Annotated in this window: 13 protein-coding genes and 3 pseudogenes; 13 read left to right on the forward strand and 3 right to left on the reverse strand. The window is 73.2% G+C overall.

All coding sequences use genetic code 11. From position 1 onward, the window contains the following. The first annotated feature begins 3 nt into the window (after window positions 1–3). A pseudogene (locus ABEB13_RS33155) lies at window positions 4–1,352 on the forward strand (replication-associated recombination protein A). A 322-nt stretch (window positions 1,353–1,674) separates the two neighbouring features. Continuing rightward, window positions 1,675–2,289, forward strand: coding sequence for a 30S ribosomal protein S4 (gene rpsD, locus ABEB13_RS33160; protein WP_100887417.1), 615 nt, complete (start codon window positions 1,675–1,677; stop codon window positions 2,287–2,289). A 93-nt stretch (window positions 2,290–2,382) separates the two neighbouring features. Here rpsD and ABEB13_RS41135 read toward each other — a convergent pair whose 3' ends face one another. Continuing rightward, window positions 2,383–4,065, reverse strand: a complete 1,683-nt coding sequence (locus ABEB13_RS41135; RefSeq protein ID WP_486335372.1) for an ATP-binding protein — start codon at window positions 4,063–4,065, stop codon at window positions 2,383–2,385. Then, the gene (locus tag ABEB13_RS33165) at window positions 3,981–4,592 is read right to left on the reverse strand and encodes an AAA family ATPase (protein WP_345708420.1); all 612 of its coding nucleotides are present in this window, start codon (window positions 4,590–4,592) and stop codon (window positions 3,981–3,983) included. Before ABEB13_RS33165 ends, ABEB13_RS41135 begins: the two co-directional genes overlap by 85 nt. 217 nt (window positions 4,593–4,809) lie before the next feature. Between ABEB13_RS33165 and ABEB13_RS33170 the strand changes: the two genes are divergently transcribed. From ABEB13_RS33170 to mltG (ABEB13_RS33190), 5 genes are all read left to right on the forward strand, one after another. Next, on the forward strand, window positions 4,810–5,286 hold the full coding sequence (locus ABEB13_RS33170) for a DUF948 domain-containing protein (RefSeq protein ID WP_345708421.1): 477 nt from the start codon (window positions 4,810–4,812) through the stop codon (window positions 5,284–5,286). 4 nt (window positions 5,287–5,290) lie between these two features. Continuing rightward, window positions 5,291–5,719 (forward strand): DUF6167 family protein, encoded by a 429-nt coding sequence (locus tag ABEB13_RS33175; RefSeq protein ID WP_345708422.1) that lies wholly within the window; start codon window positions 5,291–5,293, stop codon window positions 5,717–5,719. Beyond that, window positions 5,706–8,375, forward strand: a complete 2,670-nt coding sequence (alaS, locus tag ABEB13_RS33180; protein ID WP_345708423.1) for an alanine--tRNA ligase — start codon at window positions 5,706–5,708, stop codon at window positions 8,373–8,375. Before ABEB13_RS33175 ends, alaS begins: the two co-directional genes overlap by 14 nt. Continuing rightward, the gene (gene ruvX / locus ABEB13_RS33185; RefSeq protein ID WP_345708424.1) at window positions 8,375–8,860 is read left to right on the forward strand and encodes a Holliday junction resolvase RuvX; all 486 of its coding nucleotides are present in this window, start codon (window positions 8,375–8,377) and stop codon (window positions 8,858–8,860) included. Before alaS ends, ruvX begins: the two co-directional genes overlap by 1 nt. 184 nt (window positions 8,861–9,044) lie before the next feature. Next, window positions 9,045–10,295, forward strand: a complete 1,251-nt coding sequence (gene mltG / locus ABEB13_RS33190; protein WP_345708425.1) for an endolytic transglycosylase MltG — start codon at window positions 9,045–9,047, stop codon at window positions 10,293–10,295. 35 nt (window positions 10,296–10,330) lie between these two features. Here the strand turns inward: mltG (ABEB13_RS33190) and ABEB13_RS33195 are convergent, their stop codons facing one another. After that, entirely contained in the window at window positions 10,331–10,495 is a 165-nt protein-coding gene (locus tag ABEB13_RS33195) for a hypothetical protein (protein ID WP_345708426.1), read from the reverse strand. A gap of 338 nt (window positions 10,496–10,833) precedes the next feature. Here ABEB13_RS33195 and mltG (ABEB13_RS33200) point away from each other — a divergent pair, with 338 nt between their 5' ends. The 6 genes and pseudogenes from mltG (ABEB13_RS33200) (at window position 10,834) to aroQ (ending at window position 17,002) form a co-directional block, all read left to right on the forward strand. Continuing rightward, window positions 10,834–12,414: an endolytic transglycosylase MltG gene (mltG, locus tag ABEB13_RS33200; protein WP_345708427.1), complete on the forward strand. Its 1,581-nt coding sequence runs from the start codon at window positions 10,834–10,836 to the stop codon at window positions 12,412–12,414. A 328-nt stretch (window positions 12,415–12,742) separates the two neighbouring features. Further along, window positions 12,743–13,573, forward strand: a complete 831-nt coding sequence (locus ABEB13_RS33205; RefSeq protein WP_345708428.1) for a shikimate dehydrogenase — start codon at window positions 12,743–12,745, stop codon at window positions 13,571–13,573. 206 nt (window positions 13,574–13,779) lie between these two features. Then, a pseudogene (gene aroC / locus ABEB13_RS33210) lies at window positions 13,780–14,963 on the forward strand (chorismate synthase). Beyond that, window positions 14,960–15,474, forward strand: a pseudogene (locus ABEB13_RS33215) (shikimate kinase). The pseudogenes aroC and ABEB13_RS33215 overlap by 4 nt, the downstream one beginning before the upstream one ends. After that, window positions 15,471–16,562, forward strand: a complete 1,092-nt coding sequence (gene aroB / locus ABEB13_RS33220) for a 3-dehydroquinate synthase (protein ID WP_345708429.1) — start codon at window positions 15,471–15,473, stop codon at window positions 16,560–16,562. Before ABEB13_RS33215 ends, aroB begins: the two are co-directional and overlap by 4 nt. Then, complete coding sequence (aroQ, locus tag ABEB13_RS33225) at window positions 16,559–17,002, forward strand: type II 3-dehydroquinate dehydratase (RefSeq protein WP_100887408.1); 444 nt, start codon at window positions 16,559–16,561, stop codon at window positions 17,000–17,002. The genes aroB and aroQ overlap by 4 nt, the downstream gene beginning before the upstream one ends. The last annotated feature ends 223 nt before the right edge of the window (window positions 17,003–17,225 follow it).

The following is a 17,225-nucleotide window of genomic DNA, read 5'->3' on the forward strand; positions in this document are numbered from 1 at the left end:
CCCGTGGACGAACCGGACCTCTTCACCGCCGCAGCCGAGGAACGCCAGGCCAGGGAGCCGGGCCGGGCCCCGCTGGCGGTGCGGATGCGCCCGCGCACCCTGGACGAGGTCGCCGGCCAGCGCCGGCTGCTCAAGGACGGCTCGCCGCTGCGCCGCCTGGTCGGCGGGGCGAAGGGCCCGGCCGCCACCAGTTCGGTCATCCTCTGGGGTCCGCCCGGCACCGGCAAGACCACCCTCGCGCACGTCATCAGCCAGGCCGTCGAGGGCCGCTTCGTCGAACTCTCCGCGATCACCGCCGGCGTCAAGGAGGTCCGCGCGGTGATCGACGGCGCCCGCCGCGCGGTCGGGATGACCGGCCGCGAGACCGTCCTCTTCCTGGACGAGATCCACCGCTTCTCCAAGGCCCAGCAGGACTCCCTGCTGCCCGCGGTGGAGAACCGCTGGGTCACCCTGATCGCGGCCACCACCGAGAACCCGTACTTCTCGGTGATCTCCCCGCTGCTCTCCCGCTCGCTGCTGCTCACCCTCGAATCGCTCACCGACGACGACGTCCGCGCCCTGCTGCGCCGCGCGGTCGCCGACGAGCGCGGCCTGAACGGCGCGGTCGCGCTCTCCGGCGAGGCCGAGGACCACCTCGTCCGGCTGGCCGGGGGCGATGCCCGCAAGGCGCTCACCACGCTGGAGGCGGCGGCCGGCGCCGCGATGGAGCAGGGCGCGGAGGAGATCACCCTCGCCGCCACCGAGACCGCCGTGGACCAGGCGGCCGTCCGCTACGACCGGGACGGCGACCAGCACTACGACGTGGCGAGCGCGCTGATCAAGTCGATCCGCGGCAGCGACGTGGACGCCACCCTGCACTACCTGGCCCGGATGATCGAGGCGGGGAGGACCCGCGGTTCATCGCCCGGCGTCTGATGATCTCCGCCAGCGAGGACGTCGGGCTGGCCGATCCGGCGGCGCTCGCCACCGCCGTCGCCGCCGCGCAGGCCGTCGCCCTGATCGGCTTCCCCGAGGCGCGGATCATCCTCGCGGAGGCCGCGATCGCGCTGGCGCTGGCGCCGAAGTCCAACGCCGCCTACCTGGCGATCGACGCCGCGCTCGCCGACGTGCGGCAGGGCCTGGCCGGGCCCGTCCCGCCGCACCTGCGCGACGCCCACTACGGCGGCGCCGGCAAGCTCGGCCACGGCCAGGGCTACCAGTACCCGCACGACCTGCCCGAGGGCATCGCCACCCAGCAGTACGCCCCGGACACGGTGCACGGCCGGGAGTACTACAAGCCGACCCGACGCGGCGGCGAGGCCCGCTACGCCGACACCGTGGAGTGGACCAGGTCCCGGCTCAAGGGCGAGTGAACGGGCCCTGCGCCGGGCGGTATACTCGTCGGAAGTGCCATGTCCCGGGAACGGCGGAGGGTGAGAGCCCGCCGACCGTCCGCACCAGCGGGACACCGGCCATGAGGCGCCCCTCGGGGGCCTCCAGGAGCGTCGCGCACCGGTTCCGGTGTCGCGGGCAGCCCACCACCCACGCGGTCGGTGGGCCACTCGTGTGCAAGCACACAGTGCCCGGCTCGGAGAGCGGCTGACCACCCCGGTGGTTATTCTCCGGGTCGCGACGAGCGGCCTCCGTCAACACCTGGTGAAGCCGTATTCGCACACCGAAAGAGGTAATGGTTCCATGGCGAACCAGAAGCGCCCCAAGGTCAAGATCGCTCGTGCCCTGGGCATCCCGCTGACCCCGAAGTCCGTCAAGTACTTCGAGGCCCGCCCGTACCCGCCCGGCCAGCACGGCCGTGGCCGCAAGCAGAACTCTGACTACAAGGTCCGTCTGACCGAGAAGCAGCGTCTGCGCGCCCAGTACGACCTGAGCGAGAAGCAGATGGCTCGCGCCTTCGACCGCGCCAAGAAGGTCGAAGGCAAGACCGGCGAGGCGCTCATCGCCGAGCTCGAGGTCCGCCTCGACGCCCTGGTCATGCGTTCGGGCATCGCCCGCACCATCTACCAGGCCCGCCAGATGGTCGTGCACGGTCACATCGAGGTCAACGGCAGCAAGGTCAACAAGCCGTCGTTCCAGATGAAGCCGGGCTACGTCGTCACGGTCAAGGACAAGTCCAAGGAGAAGGTCCCCTTCCAGGTGGCTCGCGAGGGCGGCAACGCCGGCGAGGGCCAGACCCCGAAGTACCTCGAGGTCAACCTGAAGGCCCTGGCCTTCCGCCTGGACCGGACGCCGCAGCGTCGCGAGGTCCCGGTCGTCTGCGACGAGCAGCTGGTCGTCGAGTACTACTCGCGCTGACCCGCGAGCCGTACCCGTACGGCAGCGCCGAGCCCCTGCGTCCTCCGGGACGCAGGGGCTCGGCCCGTTCCGGGGGCGGCCCGGCCGCGCCCGTCACCCGGCCGGGACGGGCGAGGGCCTGACCGGAAGGGGCCCGGGCCCCTGGCCCGGACGGCCCTCCGGGCCGGCGTCCTCGGACACCTCGCCGCCGCCCAGCGCGCGCCGCACCGCCGCGTCGAGGTCCAGCGCCGCGCCCCGGGCGAACGCCGCCTCGTACTCCTCCTCGGTCAGCCCCGCGCGAGCCCGCCGGGCCCCCTCCCGGTGCGGCCCGTTGAAGCTCCGCGAGCCGAAGAACGGCCGCCCGACGCCCTGCCAGATCCGGTGCGCCGCGCCCTGCAGTACCCGGGCCTCCACCAGGTCCGCCTCCGGCCCCTCCGTCGCCAGCACCGCCAGCAGCTCCACCCCCAGCACGATCCCCAGCAGGTCGCGGAACAGGTGGTTCAGCCGGATGCACTCGCGGGCGTACCCGCGGGCCTGCCGCAGCTCGCCGAGCGTCCACCGGGCGTGCGCCTGCGCATAGAGCCCGTACGCGTACGCCCACTGCTCGCCGTGCTCCTCGCAGATCCCGCGCACCCGGTCCAGCCAGCTCTCGCCGACCGCCGTGTCGCCCTGGAACACGTAGGCCAGGCCGAGCTCGAACATCGCCATCAGCACGTTGCAGTTCAGCTCGCCGAGCGCGTTGTAGTGCCACAGGGCCTCCTCGAACAGCTCGGCCGCGCGCACTGGGTCGTCCGCGATCAGCGCCGCGCAGCCCTGCCGGTGGACGGCATAGGCGAGCGCCCGGTCGTCGCCGGTGTCCAGCGCCTGGCGGCGGCACTCCTCCAGCACGGCGGCGGCCCGCGCCAGGTCGCCCTGCAGGGTGGCCATGTACCCGGTCACCCAGAGCGCCTTGGCCCGCGCCTCGGTGGGCTCCGGGGCGAGCGCCAGCGCCCGGTCCAGCCAGTGCCGGCCCTCGCCGAGGTGGCCCGAACCGACCCAGTAGAACCAGAGCGTGCCCGCCAGCACGAGCGCCAGCTGCTCCTCGCCCGGCTCGGCGAGGCTGAACTCCAGCGCGGCCCGCAGGTTGGGGTGGGCCAGCCGGGTGCGCTCCGCGGTCTCGGCCTGGCGGGGGCCGAACCACTCCACCTCGCCCCAGGTCGCCACCCCCAGGTACCAGTCGCGGTGCCTGCGCAGCAGCCGCGGCTCCTCCCCGGCCGACCGCAGCCACTGACCGCCGTACTCCCGCACGGTGTCGAGCATCCGGAAGCGGGCCGCGCCCTCGCCGGCCGGCTCCCCGAGGCGCAGCAGCACGGACTTGTCGACGAGCTCGCCGAGCAGGTCGAGCACGTCCTCGGCGTCGATGCCGCCCCCGCCGCAGACGTACTCGGCGGCCTCCAGGTCGAAGCTGCCGGCGAACACGGACAGGCGGGCCCAGAGCAAACGTTCCTGCGGCGTGCAGAGCTCGTGGCTCCAGCCGATCGTCGTCCGCAGCGTCTGATGGCGGGGCGGAGCCGTCCGGGAACCCCCGGTGAGCAGCCGGAACCGGTCGTCGAGCCGGACGGCGATCTGCTCCACCGACAGCACCCGCAGCCGCCCCGCGGCCAGCTCCACCGCCAGCGGGATCCCGTCCAGCCGCCGGCACAGCTGCGTGAGGTCGGCCCGGTTGGCGGCGGTCACCGCGAACCCCGGCAGTACGGCCGCGGCCCGCTCCGCGAACAGCCGCACCGCGTCCGCGAGGCCTTCGCCGGCCGGCTCCACCGGCAGCGGCCCCAGTGGCAGCAGGTGTTCGCCCTCCACCCGCAGCGACTGCCGGCTGGTGGCCAGGATCCGCAGACCGGGGCGCTCCGCAGCAGGGCCCCCACCAGCTCCGCGCACGCGCCCACCAGGTGCTCGCAGCCGTCCAGCACCAGCAGCATGCGGCGGTCCGCGAGCTGCTCCACCAGGACGTCCAGCGGCGGCCGGGCAGTGGCGTCGGTCAACCGGAGGGCCTCCAGCAGGGCGTGACCGAGCAGCAGCGGATCCTGCACCGGGCCGACCTCGGCGAAGCAGGCGCCGTCCGGGAAGTCCCCGGCGGCGTCGGCGGCCGCCCGCAGGGCCAGCCGGCTCTTGCCGACCCCGCCCGGACCGGTCACCGTGACCAGCCGCGAGGTCTCCACCAGCGAGGCCAGCGTGCGCAGTTCACGCTGCCGGCCGACCAGGCCGGTGGTCTCCGCGGGCAGTGGCCCGCCGAGCGGCGGTCGCCGCACTGCCGCCGGTCCGCAGCCGTCCGCCCGTTCGCCGGTCAACCCAAGCCCCCATGTGCTCCCGGGACGAAGCCCGTCCTGTGTCCACGGCCCGCGCGGAGCGGGCCACCAGGCCCAACGAGGTTTCCGGCCGGTGGGTTACGTGCCCCAGGGCCCGCCGCCCGCCCGCCCGGCACGGGCCTTAACCGGTCGGGAAAGCCCCGTCCTCACGATAGGGTTTCCCTCCTGAGGAAGCTGCAAGGCGAGGGAGCGCGCAAAGGTGTCCGTGGGAGAGCTGGCCGGCCTGCTGGTGGCCGTCTTCTGGGCGGTCCTGGTCACCCTGCTCGCCGTCGTCCTCGTCCGCCTGTCCAAGGTGCTCCGCGAGGCGACCGTCCTGGTCTCCGCCGTCACCGAGCAGGCGGTGCCACTGCTCACCGAGGCCGGCGCCGCCGTGCGCAGCGCCAACGAGCAGCTGGAACGGGTCGACGAGATCACCGCCAACGTGCAGGACGCCGCCGCCAACGCCAACGCGCTCTCCTCCACCGTGGCCGCCACCATCGGCGGGCCGCTGGTCAAGGTCGCCGCGTTCAGCTACGGCGTCCGCAAGGCCGTCGCCCGCCAGCAGGGCGCCGCGGCCGTCCCCGGGCAGCCGGCCGACCGCGACGCGCTGGCCCGGCTGGTGCGGGCCGAGGTGCGGGCGGCCACCGCCCCGCGCGGCGGGCTGCTCGCCCGCGTCCGGCGAGCGGTGAGGGGCTGACCCGGTGGTACGACGCATCTTCTGGATGGCGGTCGGCGCCGGCGCCACCGTCTGGGCCATGAACAAGGCCAACGAGGCCGTGCACCGGCTCACCCCCGACAGCCTCTCCGGCACCGCGGCCCGCGGCGCCCTCCACCTCGGCGACGCCGCCAAGCGGTTCGCCCGGGACGTCAGGGCCGGCATGGCCGAGCGCGAGGGGCAGCTCCGGGCCGACCTGGGCCTGGACGGCACCGCCGTGGTCGAGCCGCCGCGCACCCGCCGTGCGCTGCGCCCCGAGCCGGGACACCGAGCTATCTCGGCGGCCCCGGGCTCCCCGGCGGCCGCCCTGCCTTCGTCGCGCAGTACCACCCCCGAGATCATCGCCGAGACCCGCCAGCCCCGAGGGCTGCCGGGCGGCAACCAAACCGGAAGGACCCCTGATGGAGTCGGCTGAGATCCGCCGCCGCTGGCTGCGCTTCTTCGAGGAGCGCGGCCACACCGTCGTACCGTCGGCCTCGCTGGTCGCCGACGACCCCACCCTGCTGCTGGTCAACGCCGGCATGGTGCCCTTCAAGCCCTACTTCCTGGGCGAGGTCAAGCCGCCGTTCTCCCGCGCCACCTCCGTCCAGAAGTGCGTCCGCACGCTGGACATCGAGGAGGTCGGCAAGACCACCCGGCACGGCTCGTTCTTCCAGATGTGCGGCAACTTCTCCTTCGGCGACTACTTCAAGGAAGGAGCCATCAAGTCCGCGTGGGAGCTGCTCACCTCGCCCGTCGCGGACGGTGGCTACGGCCTGGAGAAGGAGAAGCTCTGGATCACCGTCTACAAGGACGACGACGAGGCCGAGCAGATCTGGCGGGACGTCATCGGCGTGCCGTCCGAGCGCATCCAGCGCCTCGGCATGAAGGACAACTTCTGGTCGATGGGCGTCCCCGGCCCGTGCGGCCCGTGCTCGGAGATCAACTACGACCGCGGCCCCGCCTACGGCGAGGAGGGCGGCCCGGCCGTCAACGGCGAGCGCTACCTGGAGATCTGGAACCTGGTCTTCATGCAGTACGAGCGCGGCCACGGCGACGGCAAGGACGGCTTCGAGATCCTCGGCGACCTGCCGAGCAAGAACATCGACACCGGTCTGGGCCTGGAGCGGCTCGCCGCGATCCTGCAGGGCGTCGACAACCTCTTCGAGATCGACACCAGCCGGATGATCCTCGACCGCGCGGCCGAGCTCACCGGCCACGCCTACGGCGCCGACCACAAGTCGGACGTCTCGCTGCGCGTGGTCACCGACCACTTCCGCACCGCGATCATGCTGATCGGCGACGGCGTCACCCCCGGCAACGAGGGCCGCGGCTACGTGCTGCGCCGCATCCTGCGCCGCGCGATCCGCAACATGCGTCTGCTGGGCGCCACCGAGCCGGTGGCGAAGGAGCTCACCGACGTCACCATCAAGGCGATGGGCCCGCAGTACCCGGAGCTGGAGAGCGACCGCAAGCGCATCGAGACGGTCGCGATCGCGGAGGAGACCTCCTTCCTGCAGACCCTGCGCAGCGGCACCAACCTGTTGGAGACCGCGGTCACCGAGACCAAGCAGGCCGGCTCCGCCGTCCTCTCCGGTGACAAGGCCTTCCAGCTGCACGACACCTACGGCTTCCCGATCGACCTCACCCTGGAGATGGCCGAGGAGCAGGGCCTCCAGGTCGACGAGGCCGGCTTCCGGCGCCTGATGCAGGAGCAGCGGGACCGCGCGAAGGCCGACGCCAAGGCCAAGAAGATGGGCCACGCCGATGTCGCCGCCTACCGCGAGGTGGCGGACAAGGCGGGCGCCAGCGTCTTCACCGGCTACACCGCCACCGAGGGCGAGGCCACCGTGGTCGGCCTGCTGGTGAACGGTGCGCCGGCGCCGGCCGCGACCGAGGGCGACGAGGTCGAGATCATCCTCGACCGCACGCCGTTCTACGCCGAGGGCGGCGGCCAGCTCGCCGACCACGGCCGGATCCGGCTGGACTCCGGTGCGGTCGTCGAGATCCGCGACGTGCAGCAGCCCGTCCCGGGCGTGACCGTGCACTCCGGCGGGGTGCTGTTCGGCGAGGTGGTGCTCGGCGCGTCCGCGTACGCGACGATCGACATCGACCGCCGCCGGGCCGTCTCGCGTGCGCACTCGGCCACCCACCTGACCCACCAGGCGCTGCGCGACGCGCTCGGCCCGACGGCCGCCCAGGCCGGTTCGGAGAACGCGCCGGGCCGCTTCCGCTTCGACTTCGGATCGCCCGCGGCCGTGCCCGGCAGCGTGCTCGCCGACGTCGAGCAGAAGATCAACGAGGTGCTGGTCCGTGAGCTGGACGTCACCGCCGAGGTGATGACGATGGACCAGGCCCGCAAGGCCGGTGCCATCGCCATGTTCGGCGAGAAGTACGGCGACTCGGTGCGTGTGGTCACCATCGGCGACTTCTCCAAGGAGCTGTGCGGCGGCACGCACGTCGGCAACACCGCCCAGCTGGGGCTGGTGAAGCTGCTCGGCGAGTCCTCGATCGGTTCGGGCGTGCGCCGGGTGGAGGCGCTGGTCGGCGTCGACGCGTACAAGTTCCTCGCCCGTGAGCACACCGTGGTCTCCCAGCTCACCGAGCTGGTCAAGGGCCGCCCGGAGGAGCTCCCGGAGAAGATCTCCGGGATGCTCGCCAAGCTCAAGGACGCCGAGAAGGAGATCGAGCGCTTCCGTGCGGAGAAGGTCCTCGCGGCCGCCGCCGGGCTCGCCGAGGGCGCCGAGGACGTCCGGGGCGTGGCCCTGGTCGCCGCGCGGGTCGCCGACGGCACCGGCGCGGACGAGCTGCGCAAGCTCGTCCTGGACGTGCGGGGCCGCCTGGGCTCGCGCCCGGCCGTGGTCGCCGCCTTCACCGTGGCGAACGACCGTCCGCTCACCGTCATCGCGACCAACGAGGACGCCCGGGCCCGCGGCGTCAAGGCCGGCGAGCTCGTCCGCGCCGCGGCGAAGACGCTCGGCGGCGGCGGTGGCGGCAAGGACGACGTCGCCCAGGGCGGCGGTTCCAACCCGGCCGCGGTCGGCGACGCGATCGACGCCGTGCGTGCCCTGGTCGCGGAGCGCGCCTCCTGATGACCGAGGAGCAGCCCGAGAAGGTCTTCCGGCGCGGCCGGCGGATCGCCGTCGACGTGGGTGACGCCCGGATCGGGGTCGCGTCCTGCGACCCCGACGGGCTGATCGCCACGCCGGTGGAGACCGTCCCCGCCGGGGGCCGCTCCCAGGCGCGGCTGAAGGCGATCGTCGAGGAGTACGACGCGATCGAGGTCGTGGTGGGTCTGCCCCGCTCGCTGAGCGGCAAGGAGGGCCCGGCGGCGGCCAAGGTCCGTGCGTACGCCGGGCGGCTCGCCGGGCTGGTCGCGCCGGTCGGGGTGCGGTTGGTGGACGAGCGGATGACCACCGTCACCGCGGCCCAGGGTCTGCGGGCCTCCGGGAGGTCCTCGAAGAAGGGCCGCTCGGTGATCGACCAGGCGGCGGCCGTGGTGATCCTCCAGGCCGCGCTTGAGACCGAACGGGTGAGCGGTCGGGCGCCCGGCGAGAGCGTCGAGCCGGTCGGCTGATCCGATTGTTCTAACGTCCCAGAGGGGGCCCGTGCGGACGCGTCCGCACGGGCCCCCTTGGGCGTTTCCCCGGATCGGGCCGACCGTCTTCCACGGACCAGGCCGGCCCGGTGCGCGCGGGGCACCCCAGCCGTTGACCGCGCCGCCGCCACCCGGTGGTGAAGACCGCCGACGGAGGGCCGCCGTGACCGACCCGTACACCGCACCGGGCATGGCCCCGGGGCTGACCCCCGGCCACCTGGGCGCCCCCGCCGAGGAGCCCGAGGGACGGCCGCCGGGCGAGCCGTTCGCCGTCGAGCCGCCCGACCCGCGGAAGGTCCGCACCGGGGCGGCCTGCTGTCTGAGCGTGGCGGCCATCGCCGGGGTCGCGTGCCTGGTGCTGATCGCCGTGCTGCTGCTCTGGCCGTCCCCGCAGCCGCCGGCCGCCGACTACGCGGGTGGCGGCACCGGCAGTGTCCAGGTCTCCGTGGCGCAGGGTGCCAGCCTCACCACCATCGGCCGCAGCCTGGTCGACAGCGGTGTCGTGGCCAGCACCAAGGCCTTCACCGACGCCGCCGCCAACCACCCCGCGGGCAACCGGATCCAGCCGGGCACCTACACCCTCCGGAAGCGGATGTCGGTGGCCGCCGCCCTCGGTGTCCTGCTCGACCCGGCCAACGCCAACGCGCTCACCATCCCGGAGGGCCGCCGGGCCGAGCAGATCTACACCGCCGTCGACCAGCGGCTGAAGCTCCCGGCCGGCACCACCAAGAGCGTCGCCCAGCAGCACGGCGCCGAGCTCGGCCTGCCCGACGACGCCGACGGCAACCCGGAGGGCTACCTCTTCCCGTCGACCTATCCGGTGACGGGCGACACGACCCCGCTCGGCCTGCTCAAGCAGATGGTCGCCGAGTCCGGCGACGTCTACCGGACGGCCGGTCTCGAGAGCGCCGCCACGGCACTCGCCCAGACTCCCTACGGAATCCTCACCGTGGCGAGCCTCGTCGAGGGCGAGGCGGACAACCCGGAGGACATGGCGAAGGTCGCCCGGGTGATCTACAACCGGCTGGCCAAGAACATGCCGCTGCAGCTCGACTCGTCCATCAACTACGCGCTCGGCCGCTCCTCCCTGACCACCACGACCACGGACACCCAGCTCGACTCGCCGTTCAACACCTATCTGCACACCGGGCTGCCGCCCACGCCGATCGCCAACCCCGGGCGGGACGCCCTGCGGGCCGCCGCCGACCCGGCCGAGGGGACTGGCTGTACTTCGTCACCGTGCGTCCCGGTGACACCCGCTTCACGGACAGTTTCGACCAGCAGCAGAAGAACGTCGCCGAATTCAACGCGTACCAGGCGCAACAGAGTTCTTCGGCCTCCCCGGGCGGTCACTGACGGTGCGCATACGGGGATTCGTCCGCGGTACGGTACGGTAACGTCTCCCTCCGAATGACGCTGTAGCACGCCGGTTCGATGGCGGCGGGACGCTTAAGGGGCTCGATGACTGATCTGGGTGGGGGCTACCGCCCCCAGGGAGACCAGCCGTGGTACCCGGGCGACCCCGGGTACGACGTCCAGCAGGCTCAGCAGCAGCCGGTCGATCAGACGGGCGGCTGGCAGGTGCCGCAGGGCCAGTTCGTGCAGCAGCAGCAACAGCAGTACGGGCAGCAGCAGTTCGTTCAGCAGCAGGGCGGCGGCCAGCAGGGGTACCCGCAGCAGCAGATGCAGCAGCAGGGGTATCCGCAGCAGGCCCAGCAGGCCCAGCAGACCCAGCAGCAGTACGGGCAGCAGCAGTTCGTTCAGCAGCAGGGCGGCGGCCAGCAGGGGTATCCGCAGCAGCGGATGCAGGGGCCGGTGCCCCCGCAGCAGATGCAGCAGCAGGGGTATCTGCAGCAGGCCCAGCAGCAGTACGGGCAGCAGCAGGGCGGCGGCCAGCAGTACGGCGGGCAGCAGGGGTATCCGCAGCAGCAGGCGGCCCAGCAGACCGGCTCGTGGCAGACGGTCCAGCAGCCGGGGGCGCAGCAGGGCTTCCTGCGCAGGGCCAGCAGCAGCAGTTCCCGCAGGCCGGTGGGCAGCAGGTCGGCGGCCAGCAGCCCGGTGGGCAGCAGGTCGGCGGGCAGCAGTTCGCGCAGCAGCAGGGCCGGCAGGCGGGCCAGCAGCCGGGGCGGCCGGGGCCGCAGGGCGGTCCGCAGCAGACCACCGGCCAGATGCCGTCGGTGCAGGGCGTTCCGCGGCAGCAGCCGGGCGCCCCCGTGCCGTCGCCGCGCCGGGCCGACCCGGCCGGGCCCGGTCCGGACGGCATCGACTGGGAGGCCGCCGCGGCCGCGCTCGACAACCCGGCCGGTCCGGACGCCGGCACCGAGGCCGACCCCGAGGAGTGGGCCGAGCACGGTGCCGAGGACGACTACGCGGACGAGGCCGACCACGACTCGTTCTTCGGCGAGGAGGACACCTCCCGCGACGCCGACCGCAAGCGCAAGGAACAGGGCAAGAAGGCCGGCCGCCGCAACCGCGGCGCCTGCCTGGTGGTGGCGCTCGTTCTGCTCGGCGCCACCGGCGGCGCCGGATGGTGGGGCTACGGCTTCTACCAGGACCACTTCGGTCCGCCGCCGGACTACACCGGCAAGGGCGCGGGCTCGGTGCACATCCAGATCAAGGACGGCGCCACCGGCAGCGAGATCGGCAAGACCCTGCTCGATGCGGGTGTGGTCAAGAGCATCAAGGCGTTCGTCGCGGCCGAGGGCAAGAACCCCAAGTCCGGTGGCATCCAGCCCGGCTTCTACACCATGGCCCGCCAGATGGCCGCCTCGGAGGCCGTCAGCTTCCTGGTCGACTCGGCGAACGGCAACTCGCTGATCCTGCCCGAGGGCCTGAAGGCGGTCGACATCTACGACCGGATCGACGCCAAGCTGAAGCTGCCGAAGGGCACCACCGCGAACGTCGCCAAGACGCAGGTCAACTCGTTCGGCCTGCCCGCGTACGCGCAGGGCAACCTGGAGGGCTTCCTCTACCCGACCCGCTACTCGGTCGGCCAGGGGATGAAGCCCGAGGACCTGCTCAAGCAGATGGTCGCGAACGCGGTCAAGCGGTACGGGGACCTCAACCTCGACCAGGGCGCCCAGAAGATCGGTCTGAAGAGCGGCTACGAGGTGCTCATCGAGGCGAGCATCCTGCAGGCCGAGGGCAACAACTCCGAGGACTTCGGCAAGATGGCCCGGGCGATGTACAACCGCCTGAACACCAAGGTCACCCAGGGCAAGCTCCAGCTCGACACCACGCTCCAGTACAAGCTCGGCCGCGCCAACTTCACGGCCGCCGAACGGGCAGGGGACAAGAGCCCGTACAACACGTACGTGAACAAGGGGCTGCCGCCCACGCCCATCTCCAACCCGGGCGACGAGGCCATCCAGGCCGTGCTGAACCCGCCGCCGGGCGACTGGGTGTACTGGCTCGCCTTCTCCCCGACGGAGACCCGGTTCGCCGCGACCGGCGCCGAGCACGCGAAGAACACCCAGGAGTGGTGCGTCTCGCGCGGGCTCAAGTTCGACACGGCGACCGTCACCTGCGTGTAGGCCGGTCATGCTGGCGGGTGGGCAGGCGGCTCGGCTGCCTGCCCACTCCCCGCTGTCCGGCTCCGGCTCCGGCCCGGCTCTCGGGCGGCCTGCCGGTTTGGGCGGTCGCAGCCGTCTGCGGTCGCAGCCGTCGGGGGCCGCAGTCGTCGGTGGTCGAGGCCGTCGAGGGTCGAGGCCGTCGAGGGTCGACCGGAGTCCGGACAGGAGCGGCGGGGTCGCGGCCCGGCTGCGTACGATGCGGGCACCGGCGCCGGCCGGCCGGGGCGGGGAAGGCCGTGCCCGAGCCGGTGGCGCTGATGGGATCCGCGACTTCGACGGTGGGACCGACATGACGACACAACACCGCGCGGCCGTGCTCGGTTCGCCGATCGCGCACTCGCTCTCCCCGGCCCTGCACCGGGCCGGGTACGCCGCGCTCGGCATGGACGAGCGCCGGTACGAGCGGCACGAGGTGGACGAGGCCGGGCTCGCCGGGTTCATCGAAAGGATCGATCCCGCCGAGTGGTCCGGGCTTTCGCTCACCATGCCGCTGAAGCGGGCGATCCGGCCGATGCTCGACGAGATCAGCGACACCGCGCTGTCGGTGGACGCGGTGAACACGGTGGTCTTCCGGCCCGACGGGCACCGCAGCGGCGACAACACCGACATCCCCGGGCTGGTCAACGCCCTGCGCGAACGGGGGATCGAGAAGGTCGAGACAGCAGCGGTGCTGGGGGCGGGCGCCACCGCCTCGTCGGCGCTGGCGGCCCTCGCCCAGGTGTGCACCGGTGAGGTGACCGTGTACGTCCGCAGCCCCGAGCGGGCGGCCGAGATGAAGGCCCTGGCCGAACGTCTCGGCCTGCAGCTGCGCACCGGGGCCTGGGAGCGCGGCGCCGAGGCGTTGGAGAGCCGGCTGACGATCTCCACCACGCCGGTCGGCGCCACCGACGGCTTCGCCACGGGGCTGCCCGCCGAGCCGGGGGCGCTGTTCGACGTGCTCTACCACCCGTGGCCGACCGCGCTGGCCGCCGCCTGTGCCGCCCGCGGAGCGGTGGTGCTGGGTGGGCTGGACCTGCTGGTGCACCAGGCGGTGCTGCAGTTCGAGGCGTTCACCGGGGTCGAGCGGGGCCCGCTGGCGGCGATGCGCGCGGCCGGAGAGGCAGCGCTCGCGGCCGGCTGAGCAGGCTACCCACGGCCCCGCGCGGTAAACCTGTGAGTGTCCATGCAGGTGTCCGCCACGCGGACCACGCTCCGGAAGCGTCGCGCGGCATGAAAGGATCGGGGTCAGAGTGCGGGTGCCGGGGCCGATGGTCCGCGGCGGGCCCGCCGGACGAATGCCCCGGACGGTCCGTGCCGCGCGGACCGGCCGCTGACGAAGGAGCTCCGTTGGGTAGGTTGCGCTGGCTGACGGCGGGGAGTCCCACGGCCCCGCACTGGTCGCGACGCTGGAGGGCCTGCCGGCCGGTGTGCCGGTCACCACCGCGATGGTGGCCGACGCGCTGGCCCGCCGCCGCCTCGGTTACGGCCGTGGTGCCCGGATGAAGTTCGAGCAGGACGAGGTGACCTTCCTCGGCGGTGTCCGGCACGGGCTGTCCCTCGGCTCGCCGATCGCGGTCATGGTCGGCAACACCGAGTGGCCCAAGTGGGAACAGGTCATGTCGGCCGACCCGGTCGACCCGGAGATCCTCGCCGGGCTGGGCCGCAACGAGCCGCTGACGCGCCCCCGCCCCGGTCACGCGGACCTGGCCGGCATGCAGAAGTACTCGCTGGACGAGGCCCGGCCGATCCTGGAGCGCGCCTCCGCCCGTGAGACGGCCGCCCGGGTCGCGATCGGCACCGTCGCCCGCTCGTACCTGAAGGCGACCTGCGGCATCGAGCTGGTCTCGCACGTCATCGAGCTCGGCGCGGCCAAGGCCCCGCTCGGCGTGTACCCCGTGCCCGCCGACGAGGCCCGCCTCGACGAGGACCCGGTGCGCTGCCTGGACGCGGACGCCTCCAAGCGGATGATCGCCGAGATCGACCAGGCCCACAAGGACGGCGACACGCTCGGCGGCGTGGTCGAGGTGCTCGCGTACGGCGTGCCCGTCGGCCTCGGCTCCCACGTGCACTGGGACCGCCGCCTGGACGCCCGCCTCGCGGCGGCGCTGATGGGCATCCAGGCGATCAAGGGCGTCGAGGTCGGGGACGGCTTCGAACTGGCCCGGGTGCCGGGTTCGCAGGCCCACGACGAGATCGTGCCGACCGCCGACGGCGTGAAGCGCACCTCCGGCCGCTCCGGCGGCACCGAGGGCGGCCTGTCCACCGGTGAGCTGCTGCGGGTGCGGGCCGCGATGAAGCCGATCGCGACCGTGCCGCGCGCCCTGCAGACCCTGGACGTGCGCACCGGCGAGCCGGCCAAGGCGCATCACCAGCGGTCCGACGTCTGCGCCGTGCCGGCCGCCGGCATCGTCGCCGAGGCGATGGTCGCGCTGGTGCTGGCGGACGCGGTGGCGGAGAAGTTCGGCGGCGACAACGTCTCCGAGACCCGCCGCAACGTGCAGTCGTACCTCGACCACCTGATCGTCCGATGACCGCACCGGTCGTCGTGCTGGTCGGGCCGCCCGGGTCCGGCAAGTCCACGGTCGGCCGGCTGGTCGCCGAGCGGCTCGGCGTGGCCTTCCGGGACACCGACGCCGACATCGAGGAACTGGCCGGCAAGCCGATCCCGGAGATCTTCATCGACGAGGGCGAGCCGCACTTCCGCGACCTGGAGGTGCGGGCCGTCCGCGCGGCCGCCGAGGAGCACACCGGTGTGCTGGCCCTCGGCGGCGGCGCCGTCATGGCGGGCGCCACCCGGGAGGCGCTGGCACCCCTGCCGGTGGTGTTCCTGGAGGTCCCGCTCGCCGACGCCGTGAAGCGGGTCGGCCTGGACGCCCCCGGCCGCTCCTCGCGGTCAACCCGCGGGCGCGCTGGCGTGAGCTCATGGACGCCCGCCGGCCCCTCTACCTGGAGGTCGCCAACGCCGTGGTCGACACCCAGGGCCGCACCCCGGAGCAGGTCGCGGACGCCGTACTGGAAGCACTGGAGCTGAAGCAGGCATGACCACCGACACCGTCACCATCCACGTCGGCGGCAGCGCCGGCCACGACCCGTACGACGTGCTGGTCGGGCACCAGCTGCTCGGCGAACTCGCGCCGCTCATCGGCAGCAGGGCCAAGCGGGTCGCGATCATCCACCCCGAGGCGCTGGCCGCCACCGGCGACGCCGTCCGCGAGGACCTCGCCGCCGAGGGGTACGAGGCGATCGCCCTCCAGGTGCCCAACGCGGAGGAGGCGAAGAGCGCCGAGGTCGCCGCCTACTGCTGGTCCGTGCTCGGACAGACCGGCTTCACCCGCAGCGATGTCATCGTCGGCCTCGGCGGCGGCGCCGCCACCGACCTGGCCGGTTTCGTTGCCGCCACCTGGCTGCGCGGGGTGCGCTGGATCTCGATGCCGACCACGCTGCTGGGCATGGTCGACGCGGCCGTCGGCGGCAAGACCGGCATCAACATCGCCGAGGGCAAGAACATGGTCGGCGCCTTCCACCCGCCGGCCGGCGTGCTCGCCGACCTTGCCACCCTGGAGACTCTGCCCAAGCACGACTACGTGTCCGGCCTCGCCGAGGTGATCAAGGCCGGCTTCATCGCCGACCCGGTCATCCTCGACCTGGTCGAGGCCGATCCGCAGGGCGCCACCACCCCGGCCGGCCCGCACACCGTCGAACTGATCCAGCGGGCGATCCAGGTCAAGGCCGACGTCGTCTCCGGTGACCTCAAGGAGGCCGGCCGCCGCGAGATCCTCAACTACGGGCACACCCTCGGCCACGCCATCGAGCGCAACGAGCGCTACAAGTGGCGCCACGGCGCGGCGATCTCGATCGGCATGGTGTTCGCCGCGGAACTCGGCCGGCTCGCGGGGCGGTTGGACGACGCGACGGCCGACCGCCACCGCGCGGTGCTCGCCTCGGTCGGCCTGCCGCTGACCTACCGGGCCGACGCCTGGCCGAAGCTGCTCGACGCGATGAAGATCGACAAGAAGTCCCGCGGTGACCTGCTGCGCTTCGTCGTGCTGGACGGCCTCGCCAAGACCTCCATCCTGGAGGGCCCGGACCCGTCCCTGCTGGTGGCCGCCTACGCGGAGGTGTCCGGATGACCACCCGGGTGCTCGTCCTGAACGGCCCCAACCTCGGCCGCCTCGGCAGCCGAGAGCCGGACGTCTACGGGGCCACCTCCTACACCGGCCTGGTCGAGCGGTGCACCGCCCTGGGCGCCGAGCTCGGCCTCGCCGTGGAAGTCCGGGAGACCAACTCCGAACTCCAGATGGTCGAGTGGCTGCACGCGGCGGCCGACGAGAAGACGCCGATCGTCCTCAACCCGGGCGCCTTCACGCACTATTCGTACGCGATGCGGGACGCTGCGGCCCAACGGACCGCCCCTCTGATCGAGGTGCACATCTCCAACCCGTACGCCCGCGAGACGTTTCGCCACAACTCGGTGATCGCCGCGATCGCCTCCGGGACGATCGCCGGGTTCGGCATCGGCTCCTACGAACTGGCGCTGCGCGCCCTCGCGGAGCAGCTCACCACGCGCTGACATGGGCGTCCGTGCGTGACGCATGATCACTTCGGCCCGGTGGCGGACTGTGCCCGCCACCGGGCCGCCGTGTAGTGTCCCGCTCGGGAGGTGACGATGTCGCAGTACACCGGGGGAGCGGCGATGCCGCCGCGACCTACCGCACCGCCGTACCCGGCCCGGCCCGCAGGGATGCCGCAACCCGCCGCGCCCCGGCCCCCGGCCGCTCCGTCCTCGGCAGTCC

The sequence above is a fragment of the Kitasatospora paranensis genome, from assembly GCF_039544005.1.
GTDB lineage: Bacteria > Actinomycetota > Actinomycetes > Streptomycetales > Streptomycetaceae > Kitasatospora > Kitasatospora paranensis.